The organism is Rhodococcus sp. 077-4 (assembly GCF_047782425.1).
Taxonomy (GTDB): Bacteria; Actinomycetota; Actinomycetes; order Mycobacteriales; family Mycobacteriaceae; genus Rhodococcoides.
Genome location: NZ_JAJPWC010000001.1, coordinates 90,743 through 114,797, shown reverse-complemented (window position 1 = coordinate 114,797; position 24,055 = coordinate 90,743). Strand labels below are relative to the sequence as shown.

General features: G+C 64.6%; 22 protein-coding genes. 13 read left to right on the top strand and 9 right to left on the bottom strand.

Features of this window, described 5'->3' with window-relative positions; all coding sequences use genetic code 11:
* The first annotated feature begins 35 nt into the window (after positions 1 to 35).
* The gene (locus tag ACNEOT_RS00535) at positions 36 to 1,085 is read left to right on the top strand and encodes an ATP-dependent DNA ligase (protein ID WP_415971270.1); all 1,050 of its coding nucleotides are present in this window, start codon (positions 36 to 38) and stop codon (positions 1,083 to 1,085) included.
* A 2-nt stretch (positions 1,086 to 1,087) separates the two neighbouring features.
* Positions 1,088 to 2,173 (top strand): DNA polymerase domain-containing protein, encoded by a 1,086-nt coding sequence (locus tag ACNEOT_RS00530; RefSeq protein ID WP_415971268.1) that lies wholly within the window; start codon positions 1,088 to 1,090, stop codon positions 2,171 to 2,173.
* 80 nt (positions 2,174 to 2,253) lie between these two features.
* Here ACNEOT_RS00530 and nhaA read toward each other — a convergent pair whose 3' ends face one another.
* A complete protein-coding gene (nhaA, locus tag ACNEOT_RS00525) occupies positions 2,254 to 4,110 on the bottom strand; it encodes a Na+/H+ antiporter NhaA (RefSeq protein ID WP_415971267.1) in 1,857 nt (618 codons plus the stop codon).
* 201 nt (positions 4,111 to 4,311) lie between these two features.
* Here nhaA and ACNEOT_RS00520 point away from each other — a divergent pair, with 201 nt between their 5' ends.
* Together ACNEOT_RS00520 and ACNEOT_RS00515 are read left to right on the top strand one after the other, a co-directional pair.
* Entirely contained in the window at positions 4,312 to 5,337 is a 1,026-nt protein-coding gene (locus ACNEOT_RS00520) for a putative zinc-binding metallopeptidase (protein ID WP_415971266.1), read from the top strand.
* A gap of 99 nt (positions 5,338 to 5,436) precedes the next feature.
* On the top strand, positions 5,437 to 6,174 hold the full coding sequence (locus ACNEOT_RS00515) for a GAF and ANTAR domain-containing protein (RefSeq protein ID WP_415973608.1): 738 nt from the start codon (positions 5,437 to 5,439) through the stop codon (positions 6,172 to 6,174).
* A gap of 7 nt (positions 6,175 to 6,181) precedes the next feature.
* On the opposite strand, the gene ACNEOT_RS00510 is transcribed toward ACNEOT_RS00515, so the two are convergent.
* From ACNEOT_RS00510 to ACNEOT_RS00495, 4 genes are read right to left on the bottom strand one after another with little or no spacing between them, the layout of a single operon-like run.
* Positions 6,182 to 6,811 carry a class I SAM-dependent DNA methyltransferase gene (locus tag ACNEOT_RS00510; protein ID WP_415971265.1) on the bottom strand — a complete coding sequence of 210 codons (630 nt, stop codon included), beginning with the start codon at positions 6,809 to 6,811 and terminating at the stop codon, positions 6,182 to 6,184.
* A gap of 48 nt (positions 6,812 to 6,859) precedes the next feature.
* Positions 6,860 to 7,609, bottom strand: a complete 750-nt coding sequence (locus ACNEOT_RS00505) for a PIG-L deacetylase family protein (protein ID WP_415971263.1) — start codon at positions 7,607 to 7,609, stop codon at positions 6,860 to 6,862.
* The gene (locus ACNEOT_RS00500; RefSeq protein ID WP_415971261.1) at positions 7,603 to 8,598 is read right to left on the bottom strand and encodes an acyl-CoA dehydrogenase family protein; all 996 of its coding nucleotides are present in this window, start codon (positions 8,596 to 8,598) and stop codon (positions 7,603 to 7,605) included. The genes ACNEOT_RS00505 and ACNEOT_RS00500 overlap by 7 nt, the downstream gene beginning before the upstream one ends.
* Positions 8,595 to 9,317: a glycosyltransferase gene (locus tag ACNEOT_RS00495; protein ID WP_415971259.1), complete on the bottom strand. Its 723-nt coding sequence runs from the start codon at positions 9,315 to 9,317 to the stop codon at positions 8,595 to 8,597. Before ACNEOT_RS00495 ends, ACNEOT_RS00500 begins: the two co-directional genes overlap by 4 nt.
* Before the next feature lie 295 nt (positions 9,318 to 9,612).
* On the opposite strand from ACNEOT_RS00495, the gene ACNEOT_RS00490 reads away from it, so the two are divergent.
* The 5 genes from ACNEOT_RS00490 (at position 9,613) to ACNEOT_RS00470 (ending at position 14,906) form a co-directional block, all read left to right on the top strand.
* Positions 9,613 to 10,527, top strand: a complete 915-nt coding sequence (locus ACNEOT_RS00490) for a L,D-transpeptidase (protein ID WP_415971258.1) — start codon at positions 9,613 to 9,615, stop codon at positions 10,525 to 10,527.
* A gap of 123 nt (positions 10,528 to 10,650) precedes the next feature.
* Positions 10,651 to 11,583: a carbohydrate ABC transporter permease gene (locus tag ACNEOT_RS00485; RefSeq protein WP_415971256.1), complete on the top strand. Its 933-nt coding sequence runs from the start codon at positions 10,651 to 10,653 to the stop codon at positions 11,581 to 11,583.
* Positions 11,580 to 12,470, top strand: coding sequence for a carbohydrate ABC transporter permease (locus ACNEOT_RS00480; RefSeq protein WP_415971255.1), 891 nt, complete (start codon positions 11,580 to 11,582; stop codon positions 12,468 to 12,470). Before ACNEOT_RS00485 ends, ACNEOT_RS00480 begins: the two co-directional genes overlap by 4 nt.
* A 28-nt stretch (positions 12,471 to 12,498) precedes the next feature.
* Positions 12,499 to 13,827 (top strand): ABC transporter substrate-binding protein, encoded by a 1,329-nt coding sequence (locus ACNEOT_RS00475; RefSeq protein ID WP_415971253.1) that lies wholly within the window; start codon positions 12,499 to 12,501, stop codon positions 13,825 to 13,827.
* Positions 13,827 to 14,906 carry an ABC transporter ATP-binding protein gene (locus ACNEOT_RS00470; protein WP_415971251.1) on the top strand — a complete coding sequence of 360 codons (1,080 nt, stop codon included), beginning with the start codon at positions 13,827 to 13,829 and terminating at the stop codon, positions 14,904 to 14,906. Before ACNEOT_RS00475 ends, ACNEOT_RS00470 begins: the two co-directional genes overlap by 1 nt.
* Here ACNEOT_RS00470 and ACNEOT_RS00465 read toward each other — a convergent pair.
* Together ACNEOT_RS00465 and ACNEOT_RS00460 are read right to left on the bottom strand one after the other, a co-directional pair.
* Positions 14,884 to 16,194, bottom strand: coding sequence for a cytochrome P450 (locus tag ACNEOT_RS00465; RefSeq protein ID WP_415971249.1), 1,311 nt, complete (start codon positions 16,192 to 16,194; stop codon positions 14,884 to 14,886). The two genes, ACNEOT_RS00470 and ACNEOT_RS00465, sit on opposite strands and share 23 nt — an antisense overlap.
* Positions 16,195 to 16,270: 76 nt before the next feature.
* Positions 16,271 to 18,229 (bottom strand): M13 family metallopeptidase, encoded by a 1,959-nt coding sequence (locus ACNEOT_RS00460; protein ID WP_415971248.1) that lies wholly within the window; start codon positions 18,227 to 18,229, stop codon positions 16,271 to 16,273.
* Positions 18,230 to 18,283: 54 nt separating this feature from the next.
* On the opposite strand from ACNEOT_RS00460, the gene ACNEOT_RS00455 reads away from it, so the two are divergent.
* From ACNEOT_RS00455 to ACNEOT_RS00440, 4 genes are all read left to right on the top strand, one after another.
* Positions 18,284 to 18,898, top strand: a complete 615-nt coding sequence (locus ACNEOT_RS00455; RefSeq protein ID WP_415971246.1) for a TetR family transcriptional regulator — start codon at positions 18,284 to 18,286, stop codon at positions 18,896 to 18,898.
* Entirely contained in the window at positions 18,895 to 19,773 is an 879-nt protein-coding gene (locus tag ACNEOT_RS00450) for an ATP-binding cassette domain-containing protein (protein WP_415971244.1), read from the top strand. Before ACNEOT_RS00455 ends, ACNEOT_RS00450 begins: the two co-directional genes overlap by 4 nt.
* The gene (locus ACNEOT_RS00445) at positions 19,770 to 21,353 is read left to right on the top strand and encodes an ABC transporter permease (protein ID WP_415971242.1); all 1,584 of its coding nucleotides are present in this window, start codon (positions 19,770 to 19,772) and stop codon (positions 21,351 to 21,353) included. Before ACNEOT_RS00450 ends, ACNEOT_RS00445 begins: the two co-directional genes overlap by 4 nt.
* Positions 21,354 to 21,455: 102 nt before the next feature.
* Entirely contained in the window at positions 21,456 to 22,565 is a 1,110-nt protein-coding gene (locus tag ACNEOT_RS00440; RefSeq protein ID WP_415971240.1) for a GGDEF domain-containing protein, read from the top strand.
* Between the two features lie 16 nt (positions 22,566 to 22,581).
* Here the strand turns inward: ACNEOT_RS00440 and ACNEOT_RS00435 are convergent, their stop codons facing one another.
* Both ACNEOT_RS00435 and ACNEOT_RS00430 read right to left on the bottom strand, forming a co-directional pair.
* Positions 22,582 to 23,058, bottom strand: a complete 477-nt coding sequence (locus tag ACNEOT_RS00435) for a DUF4190 domain-containing protein (protein ID WP_415971239.1) — start codon at positions 23,056 to 23,058, stop codon at positions 22,582 to 22,584.
* Between the two features lie 111 nt (positions 23,059 to 23,169).
* The gene (locus ACNEOT_RS00430; protein ID WP_415971237.1) at positions 23,170 to 23,934 is read right to left on the bottom strand and encodes a pirin family protein; all 765 of its coding nucleotides are present in this window, start codon (positions 23,932 to 23,934) and stop codon (positions 23,170 to 23,172) included.
* Positions 23,935 to 24,055 lie beyond the last annotated feature (121 nt).

Genomic DNA, 24,055 nt, shown 5'->3' with positions numbered 1-24,055 from the left:
CTCGCGTGTCGGCCGCATGAGGCAGGATGAACTGCGTGGATCTTCCTGTTGCCGTGCCGGTCGCACCGATGCTCGCCAAAGCCGCGAAAGTGGTGCCTCCTCAGCCCGAGGACGGCCCTGCGGTGTGGTCCTACGAGCCGAAATGGGATGGGTTTCGCGCCATCGTGTTCCGGGACGGGGACGAGGTGGTGTTGGGGTCACGCGGGGGCAAGGATCTGGCGCGGTACTTCCCGGAATTGGTGGAGGCGGTCAAGGCCGAGTTGCCAGAGAAGGTCGTCGTCGACGGCGAGATCGTCGTGCCTCGGGAGAAGGACGGTTCCACTCGGCTCGATTGGGAGTCGTTGTCCGAGCGGATCCATCCCGCTGTCAGTCGGGTGACGATGCTCTCGGAGAAAACTCCCGCGCAGTTCATCGGCTTCGATCTGTTGGCCGTCGGCGACGAGGATCTGACGGGTGAGCCGTTCTCGACGCGGCGAGCGAGACTGCTCGACGTGGTCGGTCCGAGTCCGAAAAGTTGTTTCGTCACCTCGGCAACCGAGGATGCGGCGGTGGCCGAGGACTGGTTCGAGCGTTTCGAAGGGGCCGGGCTCGACGGGGTGGTGGCCAAGAGGCTCGACGGGCTGTACCTGCCCAACAAGCGCGAGATGATCAAGATCAAGCATGCCCGCACCGCTGATTGCGTATTGATCGGATATCGAATCCACAAGTCCGGCAACGGCATCGGATCGCTACTGCTCGGTTTGTACGACGGTGACGATCTGCGGATGATCGGCGGTGCGTCGGCGTTCACCGACAAGCGGCGGTTGGAGTTGCTCGAAGAACTCGAACCGCTCCGACTCGGTGACGACGTCACCTACGACGGTGAAGCGACCCGCTGGAATTCGTCGAACGACCGCAACTGGATCCCGGTGCGCATCGAGCGGGTCATCGAGGTGGCCTACGACCAGATGGAAGGGGCTCGGCTGCGGCACGTGGCGCGGTTCCTGCGGTGGCGACCCGATCGCGATCCGCGCTCGTGTGCCTACGACCAGCTCGAGGTTCCGGTGCGCTACGACGTCGCCGACGTGATTGCCGGGGGACGATAGCCATGGCCGCGAAAACACCTCCGGCGTTCGTTCAGGCCGGCGAACGCGAAGTCCGCGTATCGAGCCCCGATCGCGTGATCTTCGAGGCCACCGACCGCACGCCCGAGATCACCAAACTGCAGGTGTGCGAGTACTTCGCGGCCGTAGGTGAGCCGCTGATGCGAGCGATCGGTGACCGCCCCACCGCGATGGAACGGTGGCCCGACGGCTATCGCGAGGGCATGCGATTGGCGCTCGGCCCGCAGGACAAGGAGGGCGACGGTTTCTATCAGAAGCGGTTGCCCAAGGGTGCACCCGAGTGGATCGAGACGGTGAAGATCGCGTTCCCCAGCAAGCGCACCGCCGAGGAACTGTGCCCCTCCGAATCCGGTGCGTTGGTGTGGGCGGCGCAGATGGGCACGCTGACGTTTCATCCGTGGCCGGTGCGTCGACCGGACGTCGACCATCCCGACGAGCTGCGCCTCGATCTCGATCCGCAGCCGGGCACCACGTTCGCGGACGCGCTGCGTGTTGCCGACGTGACCCGAGAGCTGTTGGAAGAGATGGGCTTACGTGGCTATCCGAAGACCAGTGGCAATCGGGGTGTTCACATCTACGTTCGCATCGAGCCGCAGTACACCTTCGAGCAGGTCCGCCACGCGGCCATCGGTCTAGGACGCGAACTCGAACGTCGCGACGACGGAGTGACCACCAACTGGTGGAAAGAGGAACGCGGAGAACGCATCTTCATCGACTACAACCAGAACAACCGAGACCGAACCATCGCGAGCGCGTGGAGTCTGCGAGCTCGGCCGGGTGCGACGGTGAGCACTCCGATGACGTGGTCGCACTTGGCCGACGTCACCGATCCACGTGAATACAACCTCGTCACGGTGCCGGACTACCTGTCCGACGGTGACCCGTGGGCCGACATGGACTCCCAGGCGTACTCCCTCGAACCGCTGCTGCAGCTGTGGGAGACACTGCCGGGCGGGGAACTGAACTTCCCGCCCGATTACCCCAAGATGCCCGGGGAGCCGCCGCGAGTGCAGCCCTCGAAAAAGGTTGCCGGGCACTGGGATGCCGAGGGTAATCGAACCGAAAGCTAGCCGGGCGAGGTTGCACACTACGAAGCCCAATCGACGGGATCCGGTCGATTGAGCCGTGTTCGGTGCAACCTTGCCCACTCTTACGTGGATTCCAGCGCCCGGATCAACGTCGCCGCATCGTAGGGTCCGACGTGTCTGATGAGGTTCTTGTCCCCGCGCCCCAGGTAGAAGGTCGGGGTGCCGTCGACGTCCGATGACGAGGCGTCGAGTTCGTCGTCTTCGACGCGCACGACGTAATCGCCGGTACGGATGTCGTCCTCGAATTTGTCCATGTCGAGGCCGAGTTCGCGTGCGTAGCCGTCGATGTCGTCGGGTTCGAGAGCGTCGCTGTTGCGGAACAAGATGTCGGCCATCTCCCAGAACTTGCCTTGAGCTGCGGCGGCCTCGCTGGCGTATGCGGCGTAGCGAGCGTGCGGGTGGTAGTCGTCGAGCGGCAGGTGTCGGTACACGTAACGGAGGTCGTCGCCGAAATGCTTGCGTACCTCGGCGACGCTGCCGGTTGCCTTGCTGCAGAACGGGCATTCGAAGTCTGCGTATTCGACGATTGTCAGAGGCGCGTCGACCGGACCGCGAATGTGATCGCGCTTGGCACTGACCGGACGCAGAATACGCAGTGACGCTTCGGCTTTCGGCGGGTGAATCTTCTCGTCGATGCGGAAGAGGATCCAGCCGAGCACTGCGGCGATCACGGACGCCGCCAACACTCCGACGCGTGCCTCGTCTGCCAGTAGCTCGTCGTCGAGTGCGAGATCGATGATGAACAGCGAGATCGTGAATCCGATTCCGGACATCGCAGCACCACCGGCGATGTGCGACAACGTCAGTCCGGGAGCCAGGGCCGACGGCCTCAGTTTCGCGAAAATGGCCGAGGCAGCGGTGATTCCGACGAGTTTTCCGAGGACGAGTCCGGCGATGATGCCCCAGGTGAGCGTCGAGGTCGATGCAGCTTTCAGGGTGTCCGAGCTCAGGACGACTCCGGCGTTGGCGAGCGCGAAGATCGGCACGATGATGAATGCCGTGTACGGCTGATAGAGCCGCATGAGGCGTTCGTTGACAGACACCGCACGATCGAGTCCGAGTCGAGCCGCGCGGGCGTACTCGGGGTTGGGTGACTGCCGGAAGGCGCGGGTGAGGTCCGATGCGCGTTCCACCTCGGTGCGGCGCGGCGGGTAGACCGGAAGAATCAGCGCGATCATCACTCCCGCGAGCGTGGGGTGAACCCCCGACTCGTACATCGCAACCCACGTGAACAGTGCGACGACGAAGTACCCGACTCCGCGCCACACCTCGAGTCGGCGCAACAGGAAGATCAGTGCGAGACCGACGAACGCCAGAATCAGTGACACCACGTCGAGGTTGTCGGTGTAGAAGAACGCGATGATCGCCAGCGCGCCCACATCGTCTGCCACAGCGAGAGTGAGCAGGAAGATGCGCAGTCGCGCAGCCTTTTTCGGGCCCAGGACGGCGAGCGCTCCGAGCAGGAAAGCGGTATCGGTGGAGATGACGACGCCCCATGCCTGTGCCGCGGGCCCGGAGGGGTTGAACGCGAGGAACAGCAGAGCGGGCGCGGCCAGACCGGCAACGGCCGCGACGATCGGTATGGCAGCGCGTGACCGGTCGGTGAGCTCACCCATCGCGAACTCACGTTTGACTTCGAGACCGACGACGAAGAAGAACAGTGCCATGAGCCCGTCGTTGACCCAGTGGGCGAGGTCGAGCGAGATGCCGTGGCTGCCGACGGTGACCGACAGCTCGGTGTGCCAGAACGATTGGTAGGTCTCGCCGAAGGGTGAGTTGGCCCAGATCAGGGCGATCAGGGTTGCTCCGAGCAGGAAGCCCGCCGCCAAGGTCTCGCTGTTCCTCTCGCCGCGAGCCCGCGAGATCCGTTCGACGAAACGCGCCATCGGTCGATTCGTCGGCGTGATCTGATCTGCCATCTGCAGCCGGGGTCCTTCCCTGAGGAGTGTCGTGAAGCAGTCTGTACCAACACGACGGCCGGCGCTTTCCTTCCGCGCCGGTGAGTACGGTTGCCAGGTGACGTCACCGGAGAGATGTGCACGACATATTCGGCAAACGGCATTAGTCCGCGCGTAAACGGGAATACAGGACCGACTCACCCCTGCCACGAAGGAACATCCATGCGTGATTTCATCTGCCGCAAGTGCGGACAGAAGCTGTCGTTCGAGAACTCACTGTGTCTGAGCTGCTCGAGCGCACTCGGCTTCCATCTGCCGAGCAGAGCCCTGCTGGTGCTCCCGGACAAGGCCGACGACGGTGTCGCCGAGGCCGAGGTGGACGGGGCCACGTGGAAGATGTGCGCCAATCTCAACACCGCGCGCTGCAACTGGCTCGTCGATACCGCCGATTCCGACGAACTCTGCGTGTCCTGCCGGCTCACGCGTACCCGGCCCGCCGACGACGACATCGATGCGATGGCCGCCTACGCCGACGCCGAGACCAACAAGCGTCGCGTCGTGCTCGAACTCACCGAGCTGGGACTGCCCATCGTGGGCCGCGACGAGGACGACACGACCGGTCTGACATTCGATCTGCTCTCGAGTGCCGAGGAGCAGGTCATGACCGGCCACGACAACGGACTGATCACCCTCGACCTGGCCGAGGGCGACGACGTGCACCGCGAGCAGCTGCGCGTGGCGATGTCCGAGCCGTACCGCACACTCGTCGGACATTTCCGTCACGAGATCGGCCACTACTACCAGATGGTGCTGGTGGGTAACGGCGAGCATCGAGCAGCGTTCGAGGAACTCTTCGGAGATCCGGATTCCGACTACCAGGCCGCGCTCGATCGCCACTACAGCGAGGGCGCGCCGAAGGGTTGGGAGGACGACTACGTCTCGTCCTACGCCACCATGCACCCCGCCGAGGACTGGGCCGAGACGTTCGCGCACTACCTCCACATCCGAGACACCCTCGACACGGCCGCGGCGTTCGGCATGGCACCGGCCGGTTCGACGCTGGAGAGCCCGCTGCCGGGCGACGTCGGTTTCGATCAGATCATCGAATGGTGGCTGCCGTTGTCGTGGGCACTGAATCAGATCAACCGGTCGATGGGTCATCAGGATCTCTACCCGTTCGTATTGCCGGCGACGGTCGTGAAGAAGATCGGCTTCGTGCACTCGTTGATCGCACCCAGCACACTCTGACGCCGAGCTAACGGTTCTTCGCCTGAGGGCACGGAGGCGTATCCTGTGGTGTCGGCACTTCGCCGATGCCAGGGATACGCCCCGGTGCAGCAGGACGAGGTGACCGCCATCAGCGAGCAGACACTGGACTCGACCACCCGTCCTCGCGTCACGGACTTCGAGCTGAGTCGACGGCTGGCCGAGGTTGCCGAGAAACTGCGACGGCAGCATTCCGACCCCGATCGGGTTCTGATCACGATCACCGAGGCCGCGGTGGCCAACATCCCGTCCGCCGAGTTCGCGTCCATCACGACGGTGCTGCAGGGAAAGTTCGTCCACAGCGCGGCGCTGGTGGGCGAGACGGCGGGCCACTGCGACAAGATTCAGGAGCAGCTGGGCGAGGGCCCCTGCCTCGAATCGGCAATCGAACAGACCACCATCAGGATCGACGACATGGACAGCGACCCTCGTTGGCCGTTGTTCACCGACGCCGCGTCCGCGCTCGGGGTCAAGAGCATGATCTGCTTCCAGCTCTACGTCGAAGGGTTCAACTTCGGCGCGTTGAACCTGCACTCCACGCGAACGAATGCGTTCTCGGCAGAGGCCGAATCGATCGGCTCGCTGTTCGCTGCGCACGCGGCCATCGCGTTCTCCACTGCGCGCGAGGAACAGCAGATCCGGGCCGCATTGACGAGCCGAGATCTGATCGGCCAGGCCAAGGGCATGTTGATGGAGCGCTACAACCTGAACTCGCAGGCGGCATTCGCGTTGTTGGCCAAGCTGTCTCAGGACACCAACGTCAAACTGGCAGACCTGGCTGCGCAACTCGTCGCAGACGCAGCCAAATCGACGGACTGATCTTCCGTCACCGCACGTCGAGTCCGTCGGTGCTCGCGACCGAGACGGCCGGACCGTCCGACGCGACGAAGACCTCGATGCGAACGTCCTCGTCCACGTAGCGACTGAGCAACGCCAATCCTGTTGTGGCAGCTACGATTTCGTGGACGCGATCGCCCGAGATCGGGTAGTCGTCCACGTCGTGACGCCAGTGCGCGGCCACCAGGGTGCCCCCGGTCTCCAGGTGCTCGACGGCGTGGAGCATCGCCGACGTCAGATCGTCGGCGTCGAGGTAGTAGCCGACCTCGCTGACGACGATCAGATCGAACATGTCCCCTGGCTCCGGCAGAGTCGACCAGTCGTCCGAGAGGGACCACAACGCGAATTCGACTGCGGCGGTGTCGCCTACGCGACTGCGAGCGGTATCGAGAGCACCGTCCACCACATCGGTCGACACCAGGTGATCGCATCGGGTGGCCAACTGTGCGGTGAGCACCCCGATGGAGCAGCCGGGTTCGAGGGCTCGTCGATAACGTGGCTTCGGCAGCGAAGCCATGGTCAGGGCATATTTGCGACGCTCGTACCACTTGCTGTCGAGCATGAACGGGTCTTCGTTTCCCGCATAGATGGAGCGGAAGTACTCCGCATCCAAGCTCATTCGACAACCCGGCTCATTCGACAACCCGGCTCGTTCGAGAACCCTGACTCATGCGAACACCACCTCGAACGGTCGCTGGTATCGCGCGAGGACGTGGGGAGGCAACACCGCACGGTCTGCGGGATGATCGGACAGGGGCCGGATCTGTGACTCGAACTGTTCGATCGATGCTCGCTTGGCCTCGAGCGTGTGCAGCGGGAGGTCGATGCGGCGGCTGCGCGTCCACGGCACGGCGGGATGATCGGGAGTTGCCCAATGCCACATCCAGATCGGATACTCCACCACCGGAATCCCGACGGCGTTCGCCGCAGTGAGACAGGCACGCGCGGTGGCCTCGTGGTCGGGATGGCCGTCCCCGCGCCACGGCGTCAAGCACCAGGTGCCCGGGGTGGCGTCGAGCAGCGGTACCAGCGTATCGGCAACCGCACTCTCGTGGTCCTCGACCGCGCCGTCGGTGATCTGCAGACGCGTGGGAGGGTGGTCGATTCCCAACTCCGCCAACGCCCGCTCGGACTCGACGGGGCGTCGTACTCGCAGATCCTCCGACGTCACGGTCGGGGAGCCGGGATGGGAGCCGTCGCCGTCGGTGACTGCGACCACCCGAACATCGACACCCGCTGCGGCCGCAAGTGAGAGCAAGCCGCCGATGCCGAGCACCTCGTCGTCCGGGTGCGGGGCGACGACGACCATGGTGACGACGTCCTTCCACTGCAGGCCGGGGATGGACCAGTCGGCGGTCATCCAGTCCGATTCCGCGGTGCCGACGTCGAGATCGGCGTCGAATGCGTTCTCTACCATGGGTTGTCCTCCTCGGCGATGTCGAGCCCGAGAGCTTCCAGGTCGCGTTCGGCATGGCTCTGCCGCAGATAGACGGTGAGATCTGCGACGCGCTGCGCGTGTTCGGCGTCGCTGCACAGCGGGCCGGCACCGAGAGCGCGCCCGACGCGGTCGATGCACTGCGTCGCGGCGTCCTCGACCACCGCCCGAACGATGCGGGCTCGGGTTCGGGCTCGACCGGAGCGGTCGAACGGATCCGCATCAACCTCGGCTGCGGCGGTGGTCAGAGCGCTCGACGCTGCTCCGAGTGCGGCCGCGATGGCACCGAGGTGAGCAGCGCGGTGCGGGTCCGGCCGCTCGCGTACGGCGGCATGCAGCGTGTCCGCCACCGCGCACGCGCTACCGAACCAGGCGGCCGACACCCCGATGGCCCCGTGCCAGAATCCCGGCCGAGTGAGGTATTCGGTCGGTCCACCGACCGCAACGGCCGGGACTCCAGCGAATTCGACCGAACCGGAATCGCTTTCGCTCATCCCCACCGCATGCCACGTGTCGGGCACCGGAGTTGCGCCCGGATGCGTCAGATCGACGGCGAAGAGCCGAGGACTTCCCTCCACGCGCGCAGTCACCAGCGCATTGGTACACAGTGACGCACCCGAGCACCACGGTTTGGTACCGGTGAGCACCCAGCCCGAATCCTTTAGTGCCGCTTCGAGAATCGGGGCAGGCGGTTCCGCCGCCCACACTCCCCAGATCTGCCCGCGCTGCGGGCTCGGGCCGTCGAGCTCGTGCAGGATCGCGATCGCATCGGTGTGCGCCTCGGACCACCGGCCCAGCACGGTGTTGTGTCGACTGAGCGCGGCGAGAGATTGCCACCGCAGATCGGTGTATCCCGAGCCGGGCAGCGCGAGGTCGAGTCGACCATCGGCCTCGAACGCCAGAAGTGCGGCGCGCAAGCCGGTGCGTGTGTCTGCTCGGTCGGCGGATTCGACGAAACCTGTCTCGGTCATGCGGTGGGCTCCAGAGAACGTAGGAATCCGGCCATACCGTCGGGTGCTCTACCGCGCAGTCGTCCCGACGTCGTGACCGCGATATCGCAGACCCGACGGCACTCGACGCCGCCGAGTTCGAGGCGTCGGACCAGATCGTGGTCCTCGCCGGTGGCCAGGGGCGCGAAACCGCCGACGGAGAAGTAGTCCGTCGCTCGGACACCGAGGTTGGCGCCGTGCACGTGGGGGTGGCCGAACTCGTGTCGGTACTGGGCGTCGTACGACGACCGCAGCCGACGGTCCTCCTCGACGTGGTCGTCGAATTCGACTGTGACTGTGCCGACCACCGCCCGCGCACCCTCGGCAGCGTGCCGAACATGGCCGAGCAGCCAGTCCTCACCCACCCGGGAGTCGGCGTCGGTGGACGCGAACCAGGTCGCTTCGAGGCATTCGTCCCGGCACCGGCCCGCGAACCCGGTGGCCCTGGCCGCTCCGACGTTGCGATGAGACACCTCGAGCACCGACACGGACGGGTGACGAGCGGCGATGTCGACGGAGTCGTCGGTGCACGCATCGAGCACCACGACCGTCGAGACGGTCACCGAGGCCGCCTCGACGACGCGACGTTGCGCTCGCGACAGGGCAGTCAGGCAGGCGTCGAGCAGATCGTGCTCGTTGTGCGCGGGCACGACGACGACGAGGTGGCTGATGGGGGTACGGGGGTAGGCATCGGAGATCACGGTTCACCCTTCTCGACCACTGGACGGGACGAGTCCATTGCGGGAACCGCCGGTGTCTGGACGGGACGTGCTTCCCCAGCACATACCCGTTCCCCGGATGCCGACACATGCACCTCGGCCTGCGCAGACAGGGCACGGGACCGGTTGCGGCAACATACTCGTACTCGCGGTTTCTTTCGCTCGTTTCGTCGATATCCGATTAGCAAATGTCGGGGCGGTATGTGTTAATGGGCGTTGCCCCTGCACAGCACTGTTCGTGGGCATCACGACACAGCACGAAGGATGGTCGGATCACATGGCATCACCGGTTCGCACACGCAGGCTCGCCCGTTTCGGCGCGATCGTTGCAGGTACAGCCCTTGCTGCGTCCGCCGCATTCGGTTCTGCGCAGGCCGCTCCACTGTGGCCCGGTGGCCCGGACGTCTCCATCCCGGGAATGCCGGGGTCCTCGGATCCGTCGTCGCCCGCACCCGCACCGCAGCAGCTCGTTCCGCAGCTCGCGCCCGCGAACTTCTCCGATCCGAGCATCAGCCCCTCCGGCGGCGAGGTCGTCGGAGTCGCGCAGCCCATCGCCATCCGCTTCGACGAGGCCATCGGCGATCGCGACGCCGCGCTCCGCGCCATCCGCGTCACCACGAACCCGTCCGTACCAGGACACTTCTACTGGATCAACGACACCCAGGTCCGGTGGCTGCCCAACGAGTTCTACCCGGCTCACACCCAGGTGACCGTCGAGGCAGGCGGAGCGAAAGCCGACTTCTCCACCGGCGACTCCATCATCACCACAGCCGACGACAACACCAAGCAGATCACAGTCACCCGCAACGGTGAAGTGGTGCGCACCATGCCCACCTCGATGGGCAAGGTCGGACACGAAACCCCCAACGGCACCTACATCGTCGGCGAGCGCTTCCGCGACATGTACATGGACTCCTCCACCTACGGCGTCCCCGTGGACTCCGAGGAGGGCTACCGCACGTACGTCGAGTACGCGACGCGCATCTCCTACAGCGGCATCTTCGTGCACGCTGCTCCGTGGTCGGAATCGCAGCAGGGCTACTCGAACGCCTCGCACGGTTGCCTCAACGTCAGCACCGAAGACGGCAAGTGGTTCTTCGAGAACGCACAGAAGGGCGATCCCGTCATCGTCGTCAACACCGACGGCGGCACCCTGAGCGGATCCGACGGCCTCGGAGACTGGAACCGCTAATGCCTGCGGCAGTGGTGCGGTTATGTGCCCTAGCGGGCACTTAATCACACCACTGCGAAGCATTCAGGACGCGTTGGGGCTGAGTTCACCATTCGTTGGCCGTGACTGAGCACAGTCCTCGCGGTGAGTGCAACAACCGAACGAGTGCTGCCCACGGCACGCAAGAAGAGCTTTTTCTCGCGACCGTGGACCGATTACGCACTGTTCCTGATCCTCGTGGGCCCCAACCTGGCTCTGCTGGCGGTGTTCACCTATCGACCGCTGGTGGAGAACTTCCAGTTCTCGTTCTTCGACTGGAATCTGTCCTCGCCCACCTCCACGTTCGTCGGGTTCGACAACTACCGCGAGTGGGCGTCCCGCGAGGACACCTGGCAGATCGTCGGCAACACCGTCGTGTTCACGGTCGCCGCGGTGGTGGGTTCGCTGGTCCTGGGCCTGGTGCTCGCCTTGCTGCTCGATCGAAAGCTCAAAGGCCGCAACTTCGTTCGCTCCGCCGTCTTCGCCCCGTATGTCATCTCGGGTGCAGCGATCGGTATCGCGTTCCAGTTCGTCTTCGATCCCAACTTCGGACTCGTGCAGGACCTGATGCGACGCGTCGGCCTCGGCTCGGTTCCCGATTTCTATCAGGACCCCAAGTGGGCGATGGTGATGATCACCGTCACGTACCTGTGGAAGAACCTGGGCTACACCTTCGTCATCTACCTCGCGGCCCTGCAGGGCGTACGTAAGGAGTTGATGGAGGCGGCCGAGATCGATCAGGCGAGCCGCTGGACCACGTTCCGCAAAGTGCTTCTGCCGCAGCTACGTCCGACGACGTTCTTCCTGTCGATCACGGTGCTGCTCAACTCGCTCCAGGTCTTCGACATCATCAACGTCATGACGCGCGGTGGCCCGCTGGGCACCGGCACCACCACGATGGTCTACCAGGTCTACGAGGAGACGTTCCGCAACTTCCGGGCCGGTTACGGCGCCACGGTCGCGACGATCCTGTTCCTCGTGCTGTTGATCGTCACTCTCGTGCAGGTACGAATCATGGATCGGGACGATCAGCGATGACTGTGACCAACAAGCCGCACACGGCGACTCCTGAGAAGGTGCCGGGCGGGGGCGATCAGCAGCGTGCACGACGCAGTGCCAACATCCTCGGATATGCGGCCATGGTTGCCGTTCTGCTGATGATCGGTCTGCCGCTGTTCTGGATTCTGGTCACCTCGTTCAAGGACCGCCCGGACATCTACGTCCAGCCGGTCACGTGGTGGCCCAGCGTGTTTCACCCGCAGAACTACAACGAGGCGACGACGGAGGTGCCGTTCTTCACGTACCTGCGCAACTCCATCATCATCACCACGGCCGTGTCGTCGATCAAGTTCGTCCTCGGCGTCCTCAGCGCCTACGGTCTGGTGTTCCTCCGCTTTCCGGGCAAGAACATCGTCTTTCTCGTCATCATCGCCGCGCTGATGGTGCCCAATCAGATCACCGTCATCTCCAACTACTCGCTCATTTCCGAGTTGGGATGGCGGAACTCGTTCCAGGGCATCATCATTCCGCTTGCCGGCGTGGCCTTCGGTACCTTCCTGATGCGCAACCACTTCCTGTCGTTGCCGCCGGAAATCATCGAGGCCGCCCGTATGGACGGTGCCGGACCGGTACGGCTGATGTTCCGGGTGATCCTTCCGCTCTCGGGTCCGACCATGGTGGCCTTCGCCATCATCACCATCGTCACCGAATGGAACGAATACCTCTGGCCGTTCCTGATGTCCGACGACTCGTCGGTCGCACCGCTCCCTGTCGGCCTGACGCTGCTCCAGAACACCGAGGGTTACACCAACTGGGGCGCAGTCATGGCCGCGACGGTGCTGACCATCCTGCCGATCCTTCTCGTCTTTCTCGTCCTGCAACGCCACATGATCAAGGGCCTCACCTCCGGTGCGGTCAAGGGCTGATTCACCTCACTATCAGGAGTCGAACACCATGGCACACATCATCAATCGGCGTGGCTTTCTCACGCTCACCGGCGCAGCTGCGGCCGCCGCAGCCCTCGCCGCGTGCAGCGGCCCCGGATCGGGAGACTCGGGCGGCGGTGCCGGCGTCGAAGGCGATGCGAACACCATCAACTTCTGGTCGAACCACCCGGGCAAGTCTCAGGAGTTCGAGAAGGAACTGATCTCGCGTTTCCAGGCCCAGAACCCGGGCCTGACCGTCAACCTCATCGACGGTGGCAAGAACTACGAGGAGGTGTCGCAGAAGTTCAACGCGGCGCTCTCCGGCAACGATGTGCCCGACGTCGTCGTGCTCTCGGACGTCTGGTGGTTCAACTACGCACTCACCGGTGCGATCGAGCCCCTCGACAAGCACTTCTCGGCAGCAGGCGTAGACCAGTCCGATTACGTGGATTCGCTGCTGGCCGACTACAACTGGAACGGCAACCACTGGGCCTTGCCGTACGCACGCTCGACGCCGCTGTTCTACTACAACAAGGCCGTCTGGCAGCAGGCCGGACTTCCCGATCGCGGACCGGCCACCTGGCAGGAATTCGACGAGTGGGGCCCGCGCATTCAGGCGGTGGTCGGTAACGGCAAGCTCGCCCACGGTTGGGGCAACGCCGTGGACTACCTCGGGTGGACCTTCGAGGGCCCGATCTGGACGTTCGACGGATCGTACTCGGATCAGTTCGAGCTGAAGTTCGATGACCCCAAAACCATTGCAGCAGGCAAGTTCCTGCAGGACATGATCCACACCAAGAAGTACGCCGCGGTGTCCAACGACATCGCCAACGACTTCGCCGCGGGTATCCTGGCATCCACCATCGCCTCCACCGGCGACCTGTCGACCATCACCAAGGGCGCTGCGTTCGAGTTCGGTACCGCGTTCCTGCCGGCCACCGAGGGCACCCCCGGTTGCCCCACCGGCGGTGCGGGCCTGGCCATCCCGGCGAAGATCTCGGACGAGCGAAAGGTGAACGCGCTCAAGTTCATCGACTTCGTCACCAACGGCGCAAACACCGCTTACTTCTCGCAGAACACCGGCTACATGCCGGTCCGCAAGTCGGCCCAGCAGGACCCGTCCGAGATCGCGTTCCTCGAGGCCAACCCCAATGCCAAGACGGCCGTCGATCAGCTCGCGCGGACTCGCTCGCAGGATTACGCCCGCGTGTTCGTGCCCGGCGGAGATAAGATCATCGGCAGTGGACTCGAGCAGATCGCTCTGCAGAACGCCGATGTCGCAACCACATTCGCATCCGTCGCGGAGCAGTTGCAGCAGATCATCGACCGCCAGATCACCCCGAAGCTGCCGAAGTAATGGCGGCCGTTCACTACGCCGGTGTCTCGCACCGGTACCCGGGAGCCGACTCGCTCGCCGTCGACAACCTCGAACTCGACATCGCGGACGGTGAATTCATCGTGCTCGTCGGGCCCTCGGGCTGCGGCAAATCGACGAGCCTGCGCATGCTCGCCGGTCTCGAGTCCGTCGAAAGTGGCCGCATCGACATCGGCGGAGTGGACGTCACCTCGTTGGCTCCGCGGGCCAGGGACGTCGCGATGGTGTTCCAGAACTACGCGCTGTACCCCAACATGACCGTCGGCGACAACATGGGCTTCGCGCTGCGCAATGCTGGAATGAGCAAGGCCGACACAGCAGCTCGGGTACTCGATGCGGCGAAGATGCTCGAGCTCGAGCCGTTGCTCGGCCGCAAGCCCGGCAAGCTGTCGGGCGGGCAGCGTCAGCGCGTGGCCATGGGGCGCGCCATCGTGCGGCAGCCCAAGGTGTTCTGCATGGACGAGCCGTTGTCCAACCTCGACGCCAAGTTGCGGGTCTCCACCAGGGCCCAGATCGCCGGACTGCAAAGACGATTGGGCACCACGACGGTGTACGTCACCCACGATCAGGTCGAGGCGATGACCATGGGTGACCGCGTTGCCGTACTGCTCGACGGGAAGTTGCAGCAGATCGCCGCCCCGCGAGAGTTGTACGACAATCCCGTCAACACGTTCGTCGCCGGTTTCATCGGGTCACCCGGAATGAATCTCGTCGACGCCCCCGTGCGCGACGGGGCTGCCGTACTCGGCGAGCTGCGCATTCCCGTTCCGTCCTCGGCGGGCGAGCGCGTTGTCGTCGGTGTCCGTCCGGAATCGTGGGACCTGGTGGGCGAGGGCACCGGCCTGCAACTGACCGTCGAGTTGATCGAGGAACTGGGTGCGGAGTCGTTCGTCTACGCTTCCGCACCCAGTTCCGACGGCGGTTGGACGACCACCTCCGGGCGGATGTCCGTCCGCGTCGACCGCAAGCTGTCGATTGCACTGGCCGAAACGATCCGGCTGGTGCCCAGGCTCGACGAGTTGTTCTTCTTCGATTCCGCTACAGGCCTGCGGTTGTCCTGACAGGCTCGCCCAGATCGACTGGGAGAGTGGCCCATCCATGCAAGACGCGGGTGTTGCGTCGAGTTCCCTCGCCTGCCGACCGCAGGTGAGGGAACCGATCGAACAGGGTCTTGAGGCCCACTTCCGATTCGGCCTTGGCGAGCGCGGCCCCGAGGCAGTAGTGACGCCCGCCCGAGAACGACAGGTGCTTACCGGCATTGGCGCGGGTGACGTCGAAGCGATTGGGGTCGTCGAACACCAGCGGATCGCGATTGGCACCGGCGAGCACCAGCACGACGAGCTTGCCCTCGTGCACCGTGACGCCCTCGACCTCCACATCCCGCTTGGCCATGCGTGCGGTGAGCTGCACCGGCGACTCCATCCGCAGCATCTCGTCGATCGCGGTGGGCCAGTGTGACGGATCCTGTTGCAGCACCGCCAACTGATCGGGGTGATCGAGCAGAAGCTGGATGCCGCTGCCGAGCAGGTTGACCGTCGTCTCGAACCCCGCCGCCAGCACCAAACCTGCGGTGGCTCTGAGCTCTTCGTCGTTGAGGCCGATGCCCTCGTCCTTCGCGGCGATCAGCTGGCTCATCAAGTCGTCACCGGGATTGCGTCGGAGCTCTGCGATGTGCTGTGAGAGCCAGGCGTCGAACCCGATCAGTCCGCGTTCGACCTGCTTGAACTGCGCCCACGACAATCCGATGTCGAGACTCGGTGCGGCCATCTCACCGAACTCGAGAACCCGCTGATTCTCCTCCTCGGGAACGCCGAGGATGCGACCGATGACGGCGACCGGAAGGCGTGCGCAATACCGGTCGACGATGTCGACGACCGGAGAGCCGTCGGACAGCTCGTCGAGCAGAGCGTCGGCCGTCTCCTGCACCTGATCGCGCATCTTCTTCACCGCGCGGGCAGTGAACACCGAGGACACCAGTTTGCGGTACCTCGTGTGATCGGGCGGTTCCACCGAGAGCAACGAGGGCGGCAGGATCGGATGGAGGGCTCCGGATCGGGTGTGCTGCTCGATCCACCGCAACGGCCCAGGCAGAGTTGCGCCCAGCTGAGTGACTCGGAAGTCGTCGGAGCGGAGCAAATCGAACGCCACCCGATGGTGCACGGTGATGTTGGAAATCCTGGTCTTCACCAGCGGCGCGGTGGCACGCAGCTCCTCGTACACCGGCGTCGGATTCGCCCGCGTCGCCGGGTCGGCCACCAACATCGCCTGCCGATCACCGGCGGCCGCTGCTCGTTTGGCCGCGAACCGAATCACCCCGTGAGCAGCGAGCCAGCGTGCGTATTCCCTCATCGAAGTTCCCTCCCCATATCGCTTCATGAGGTGAGCGGAACTTCGTACCCTGCTACGAAGTTCCGCTCACCTGGCGCTACCAGATCTTGACGCGCTTCCCCGGCTCCAAGTACAGCGCATCTCCGGGCCGTACGTCGAACGCTTCGTGAAAACTGTCCAGATTTCGTACGACGCCGTTGCAGCGGAACTCTGGCGGCGAGTGCGGATCGACGGCCAGTCGCCGGATCGCCTCGGCGTCACGAGCCTTGGTCCGCCACACCTGTGACCACCCGAAGAACACTCGCTGCATCCCGGTCAGGCCGTCGAGCACCGGTGCGTCCTTGCCGTCGAGCGAGATCTCGTAGGCCGCGACTGCGATGGACAGACCACCGAGGTCGCCGATGTTCTCGCCGATGGTGAACTCGCCGTTGACCTTGTGGCCTGGAAGTGCCTTGGGCTCGAACTCGTTGTACTGCTCGATGAGCGCGGTAGTGCGCTTGCCGAATTCGGTGCGGTCGCTGTCGGTCCACCAGTCGACCATGTTGCCGTCACCGTCGTACTTGGCCCCTTGATCGTCGAATCCGTGTCCGATCTCGTGGCCGATGACGGCTCCGATACCGCCGTAGTTGGCCGCGTCGTCGGCTTCGGGGTCGAAGAACGGTGGCTGGAGAATGGCTGCGGGAAAGACGATTTTGTTCATGCCGGGGTTGTAGTACGCATTCACGGTCTGCGGCGTCATGAACCATTCGTCGCGGTCGACGGGGCCGCCGAGCTTGTCGAGGTCGCGTTGGTAGTCGGCGGTGTAGCCGCGGCGGTAGTTGCCGAGCAGGTCGTCGGCGCTGATCTCGACGCCGGAGTAGTCACGCCAGCGATCGGGGTAGCCGATCTTGGGGGTGAACTTGTCGAGCTTCTCGAGTGCCCGCCGGCGGGTCTCCGGGCTCATCCATTCGAGTTCGGAGATGTTGCGGCGGTAGGCCTCGGTGAGATTCTCGACGAGCACCTTCATCCGAGCCTTGGAGTCGGCCGGGAAGTGCCGCTCGACGTAGAGCTTGCCGACGGCCTCGCCGAGTACGTCCTGCACCAGCGAGACTCCGCGCTTCCAGCGTTCCCGGTTCTCCTCCGTGCCGGTCAGCGTCGTTCCGTAGAACGCGAAGTTCTCGTCGACGATCGCACTCGTCAGAAACGGTGCGCGTGAATGTATGACGCGCCAGGCCAGCCACGCCTTCCATGCCTCGATGTCCTCGGAGGTCCACAGCGAGACGAAGGTGGTCAGGAACGGAGGCTGCCGCACGACGACCTCCGCGAATTGCTCGGTGGTGGCCCCGAGTCCGGAAATCCATGCAGCCCAGTTGAATCCGGCACCGTTCTGTACCAGCGTGTCGAAATCCACGAGGTTGTAGCTCTTCTCGGCGTCACGCCTGGCGACGACGTCCCAGTGCCCGGCCGCGATCTTCTGCTCGAGGTCGAACACCGTCTGCGCGTCGTACTCGATACCGCTGAGCGCGAACATCTTGGAGATGTGCTCGATGTAGCTCGAGCGGATGTCGGCGTACTCGTCCTGCCGGTAGTACGACTCGTCGGGCAGGCCGATGCCGGATTGGCTGAAGTGCACCAGGTAGCGATCGGACTGCTTGGCGTCGGTGTCGACGTAGTGGCCGATGGCTCCGCCGACGCCCGTGCGTTGCAGGGAGCCGAGAACGCTTGCGAGAGTGACGAGGTCGGTAGCGTCGGAGATGGCGGTGAGCTCGTCTGCGATCGGGGTGACGCCCAGCTGCTCGGCGCGGTCGGCGTCCATGAAGCTCGAGAACAGATCGCCGATCTTCTGTGCGTCGCTACCCGCGGGTGGGTTCGCTGCGGCCGACTCCTCGATGATGGTCTGCACGTCGACCTCGGCTCGGTCGTACAGAGTCCGGAACGCGCCGTCGACTGCGCGGTCGGCCGGGATGGCGTAATCGTCGAGCCATTTGCCGTTGACGTGCACGAAGAGGTCGTCCTGCGCGCGTGTGTTCTCGTCCTGGTAGCTGAGATCGATGCCCGAGTTCACTACTGAAGTCATGCATCCATCTTTACACTCTTGCGCTCGATTGAACCAGTGTTTAATGTGCTGTACATGCGTACAGCACAGGAGGATCTCACCACCAGGGCACGAATCCGCGATACCGCGATCGACGTCTTCGGGGCGCAGGGCTTCACCGCAGGCGTGCGATCGATCGCCACGGCGGCCGGAGTCTCTCCCGGGCTGCTCAACCATCACTTCGGGTCCAAGGACGGTCTGCGCACGGCATGTGACGAGCACGTTCTGCGCGTGATCCGTGAGTCGAAAGCTGCGTCGGCCGCCCCCGCCGCAATGATGGAACACCTCGCTCGCATCGAGGAGTACGCACCGCTCGTCGCGTACATCGTGCGGAGCTTCTCCGTGGGCGGCACGTTGGCGCGAGAGTTGTTCGAGCACATGGTCGACGACGCCGTTCGCTACATCGACGACGGTGTGCGCGACGGCCGTTTCACCCCCAGTCGAGACCCTGCGGCTCGCGCCCGATTCCTGACGCGGCAGAACGTCGGTGGACTCCTGTTGTACGTGCAGATGGCCGGCCCCGACGTCGACTTCAGCGAGGCCCTGAGCGCCCTCGGCAAGGAGATCATGCTCCCGGCACTCGAGCTCTACACCGACGGATTGTTCACCGACTCCCAAGCTTTGGACACCTATCTGGAGGCCGAGCAATGACCGACGCAATCTCCGTCGAGGGGCTGGTGAAGACCTTTGGTCCGGTGCGGGCGCTCGACGGCCTGAACCTGCGCGTACCGACCGGTGAGGTGCACGGCTTCCTCGGCCCCAACGGGGCCGGTAAATCCACGACCATCCGTGTACTGCTCGGTCTCGTCCGTGCGACGTCGGGAACCGCGCGGTTGCTGTGCGGCGACCCGTGGGCCGACCCCGTGGCGCTACATCGGCGCCTGGCCTACGTCCCGGGAGATGTGACGCTGTGGCCGTCACTCACCGGCGGCGAGGTGATCGACCTGCTCGCCCGGATGCGCGGCGGCATCGACACCGTCAGGCGCGCCGAATTGCTCGAACGGTTCTCGCTCGACCCGAGCAAGCGCACGCGCACGTACTCCAAGGGCAATCGGCAGAAGGTGGCGCTGATCTCGGCCCTGGCCTCGAACGTCGAGCTGCTGATCCTCGACGAACCGACATCCGGACTCGATCCGCTGATGGAACAGCACTTCGCGGACTGCGTGAAAGATGCTGCCCGACGCGGAGTCACGGTGCTGTTGTCGTCGCACATCCTGTCCGAGGTGGATGCGCTGTGTAGTTCGGTGACGATCGTCAGAGAGGGGCGGACGGTGGACACCGGGACCCTGGCCTCGATGCGACACCTGACCCGCACGACGATCACCGCCGATCTCGAGCACGTGCCCGACGGTCTCGCCACGCTCGCGGGGGTGTCCGACGTCCGAGTCGCGGGATCCTCCGTCACCTGCACGGTGGAGAACGAAGCACTTGGGGTGACCATGCGCGTACTCGCCGACGCCGGAGTCCGCAGCCTGGTCAGTTCGGCTCCGACGCTCGAAGAACTGTTCCTGAGGTACTACGCATGAACACCCTGACCGGGACGGGCGCATTGCTGCGGTTGTATCTGCGCCGCGATCGTTTGGTGGCACCGGTGTGGATCGTCCTGCTCGGAGCGCTGCCGCTGCTGTACGCGGTCAGCTTCGAGGGCCTGTACCCGACGGCGGCGGACCGTCAGGCCTTCTACCTCGGCACTCTGTCGACGCCGGCGCAGGCAGCACTGGTCGGGCCGATCTTCGGAAGCGACCTGGGCGCTCTGGTGTCGTGGCGCTCGGGGCTGGTGCTGGCGCTGGTTCCGCTGGCGGCGATCCTCACCGTGGTTCGGCACACCCGAGGTGAGGAGGATGCGGGTCGGACCGAGCTGATCGGATCGACGGCGGTGGGTCGGTATGCCGGGTTGGCCGCGGCGATCGCGCTGGCGGGCGGCGGGGTGATCGCGGCAGGCGCGTTGTCGACGATTTCGCTCTGGACGTTCGGCCTCCCGGTGGCCGGGAGCATCGCGTACGGGGCGTCGGTCGCCGTGGTCGGACTTGTCTTCGTCGGCTGTGCGGCCGTGGCGGCGCAGGTGGCGTCGGGGGCGCGGGCGGCTCGGGGTTACGCACTCGGTGTACTGGCCGTGGCGTTCGTCGCGCGGGCGATCGGCGACGCAGGCTCGGGCACCTTGTCGTGGTTCTCGCCGATCGGGTGGTCGGCGCAGGTTCGGCCGTTCGCCGACGAGCGGTGGTGGCCGCTGCTGCTGTCGCTGACGGTCACCGCCGTGTTCTTCGTTGCGGCCTTGGCTGCTGCCGAGCGTCGCGATCTCGGAAGTGGACTGTCGGCCGAACGCCGTGGCCGAGCAACGGCACCGCCGTCACTTGCGGGTCCCGTTGCGCTGGCCTGGCGACTGACTCGCGGGGTGACCGTCGGTTGGACTGTCGCGATGGCCTTGTTCGGAATTGCCATCGGGTCGTCCGCCCACGGCATCGGTGGTCAGCTCGGCAGCAGTGCCGCCATCAGCGACGCACTGGAGAAGTTCGGAGGCAGCACCATCGAACAGTCGTTCATCGCTGCCGTACTGAGTATTGCGGGCGTCGTTGTCGCGGCGTTTTCGGTGTCGGCCGTGCTGCGTCTCCGCGGCGAGGAAGAGGCAGGCCTGGCCGAGATCGTGTTGGCTACCGGCGTCTCGCGCCTGCGGTGGCTGGTCGGGCACCTACTGTTCGCTGTCCTCGGCCCAGCGTGGCTACTGCTGGTCGTCGACCTCACCATCGGCCTGACGTACGGGTCGGCCACCGGCGATATCGCAGCAGAGCTGCCGTCCGTCCTGCTCGGCGCACTGAGTCAGCTGCCGGCGGTGTGGGTGGTGACGGCCATCGGCGTTGCGCTGTTCGGCGTTGTCCCTCGATTCGCAACCGTCCTCTGGGCAGTCCTGGCAAGCTTCGTCGCCCTCGGTCAGATCAGCTCGGTGGTGGGCCTGCCGCAGTGGCTGCTCGATGTCTCGCCCTTCACACACGTTCCGCGATTGCCGGGAACGTCCTTCACCCCCGAGCCGATCGGTTGGCTCGTCGTGATCGCGATCGCGATCGGCATCGGGGCTTTCGCAGTGTTCCGACGAAGGGACCTCCGAGGGTGATGCCGGTCGAATAGCATCACAAATGGCCGATATGTCCGGCCCGGTCCGGCGTATGACGCGTCCGGTCCGGTCATTGTCGGCCGGTACGGGCCTGGAGGTTACGTGCAATCGGTCTTTCTGCGCACGTGGTGGCACCAGCCCCACAGCTACGAGTCGGTGGTGAGCTACCTCGAGCTGCACGGTGCGCTCGCACCGTATCGCTTGGCTGCAGCTCTCAGTACGTTCTCGTACGGACTCGGCGCTGCCGCACTGCTGTTGCTCACCGATTCTCCGCCGACCTCTGCGGTCGGTAGGTCGATTTTCGTCCTTGCGATCGTCTCGACGCTCGTGGTCGGTGTCGCCTGGCTCAGGACTCCGTGGCCGTCGAAGCGCGTATCCCTGATGTTCGCCGCGTACTCGGACATCGGCGTAACCCTGGTTCTGTTGTCCTACGGATCGCCTCAGACCCTTTTTCTGGCCCTTGCGATGCTCGCGGCCAACAGTGTCTACGTCCAGCTCTTCCACAGTCCGAAAGTCATGGCTCTGCATCTACTGTGGGCCGGAACGGCCGTGACCCTGTTCTCCGTGCTGATCTTGCTTTCGCCCGACACCGATCACGGTCTGGCCATCGCGCAACTCGTGGTGCTCGTCCCCATCACGTTCATGGGCCCGACCTTCTTCCAGCACCTGCTCCTCAAACTTCATGTCCAAGCGCAGGCCGCCAACTTCGACCCGCTCACGCAGGTGCGCAACCGACGAGGGCTCGACGAGGCACTACCGGTGTATTACCTCGGTGCGACCGATGTCTCGGTGATGGTTGTCGACGTGGACCGATTCAAGTCGATCAACGACCGATTCGGCCATCACCAGGGGGACGCGGCCTTGCAGCTCGTCGCAAAACGGTTGACGACGGACGGCGTGGTGGTCGCGCGGGTGGGTGGTGAAGAGTTCGCCGTGGTGACCAGGCTTTCCGAACCCGACGCCAGAGCATTGGCGGAGCAGTACCTGAGCGCTGCGCACTCCGCATCGGACGCAGCACCTCTGACGGTGAGCATCGGAATTGCGCATTGCCAGTGCGTCAGCTCAGGCACCGACGTCGTCGACCTCATCACGCGACTGTTGCGATCGGCAGACGCGGCGATGTACGAGGCCAAGCAGCAAGGCGGCAATCAGGTGGTCGTGGCGGGCCTGACGCCCCGAGATGATCGCGCTCCGTCGGGCACCGAGTTGTGAGTGCCTCGGCCGCGGCTCAGTTGGGTGTCGAGTCGTCGTACTGATTCTCGACGTTCTGCTTGAATTCGTCGGAACATTGCTGTTGCGCTGCTGAATCGCTGCCTGCGTTGGTGATGCAGTCGGTGAAGTCTTGTCCACCGACTGCGTTGAACAGGCCGACGCCGACGACGACGAGAACGATCGACAGCGCTGCGGCCACGAAACCCAGAATGATCGCGATGAGTGACACGGTGCCGTTGGTGGCGGTGCGCTTTTTGTACCTGGACCGTCCGACGAAGCCGAGAACGATGGCGATCAGGCCGAGAAGAATTCCGCCGACGATGGTCCAGGAGAACAACACACCCAGAATCGCCAGGACCAGAGCCACCGTGCCGACGGTGTTCTTCGGTGCCGGCGGCTGTTGTTGGTACCCGCCCTGCTGGGGGTACTCACCGGGTGAAGGGTAGTTTCCGGGCGGGGGATAGTCACCGGGTGGGGGATTCTGATTCGACACGTCTGATACCTCCGAAATCGGCGATCGCGAACGCTGGGAGTGTATGCGGGTAGCCGCCCTGCGCACCGGTTCACCGTGTTCCCGTGATCAAGTTGTCATCGAACGTCCACGTCAGCCGCCGAGTCGCGAATGCATCTCCCAGATCAGTACCTCGGCCGGTTCGCTGGCCGTAATGCGTTGTCCGCCAGTCGAACTCATCCGAACGGCATCGCCCTCGTACAGTTCGCCGACACTCTCCATCGAGACCGTGCCGCGGGCGACGAAGATGTGGACGAAGGGCGCGTCCGGCACCGTGACGGTCGACCCCGGTGACAACCGTGCAGCATGCAGCGCTGCTGACTTCTGGCCGATGGTGATTGCTGCCTGACCACGATGTTTGTCCATGCCCGACGCGACGGTGACGAGCCCGCCCCGCAGTAATTCGTCGCCGATCTCCAGTTGTTCGTAGGCGGGAGTGGTGCCGGGACTGTCCGGAAGCACCCACATCTGTACGAAGCGAACGGGTTCGGTGTGTCGGTTGCCGTCGATGCTCCAGGAATCGTTCTTCTCCGAGTGCATGATGCCCTTGCCTGCACTCATGCGTTGCGCGAGCCCCGGGTAGATGATCCCGGAATGTCCGATCGAATCCTGATGCACCAGTGAACCCTGCATCACCCAGGTGACGATCTCCATGTCGCGATGCGGATGCGTCTCGAAACCTTGCCCGGCAGTGACGATGTCGTCGTTGTTGACCAGCAACAGTCCGTGATGGGTGTTGTCGGGGTCGTAGTGCTGGCCGAAGGAGAACGAATGTTTCGAGTCCAGCCAGGACACACGGGTTTTCGATCGATCACCGGCTCGGTGTACGTCGATGTGGGCGGTCAATGGAGCGGACATGTGACCACTCTACGAGCAAGTCGGTGCACCGGCGTACGACCTGCATAACGTTCGGGTGTCTTTGCTGCCGGGGTGTGAGCGTCGCCGGGAGTGGGTAGGTTTCGCTCCGTACGGTCACAAA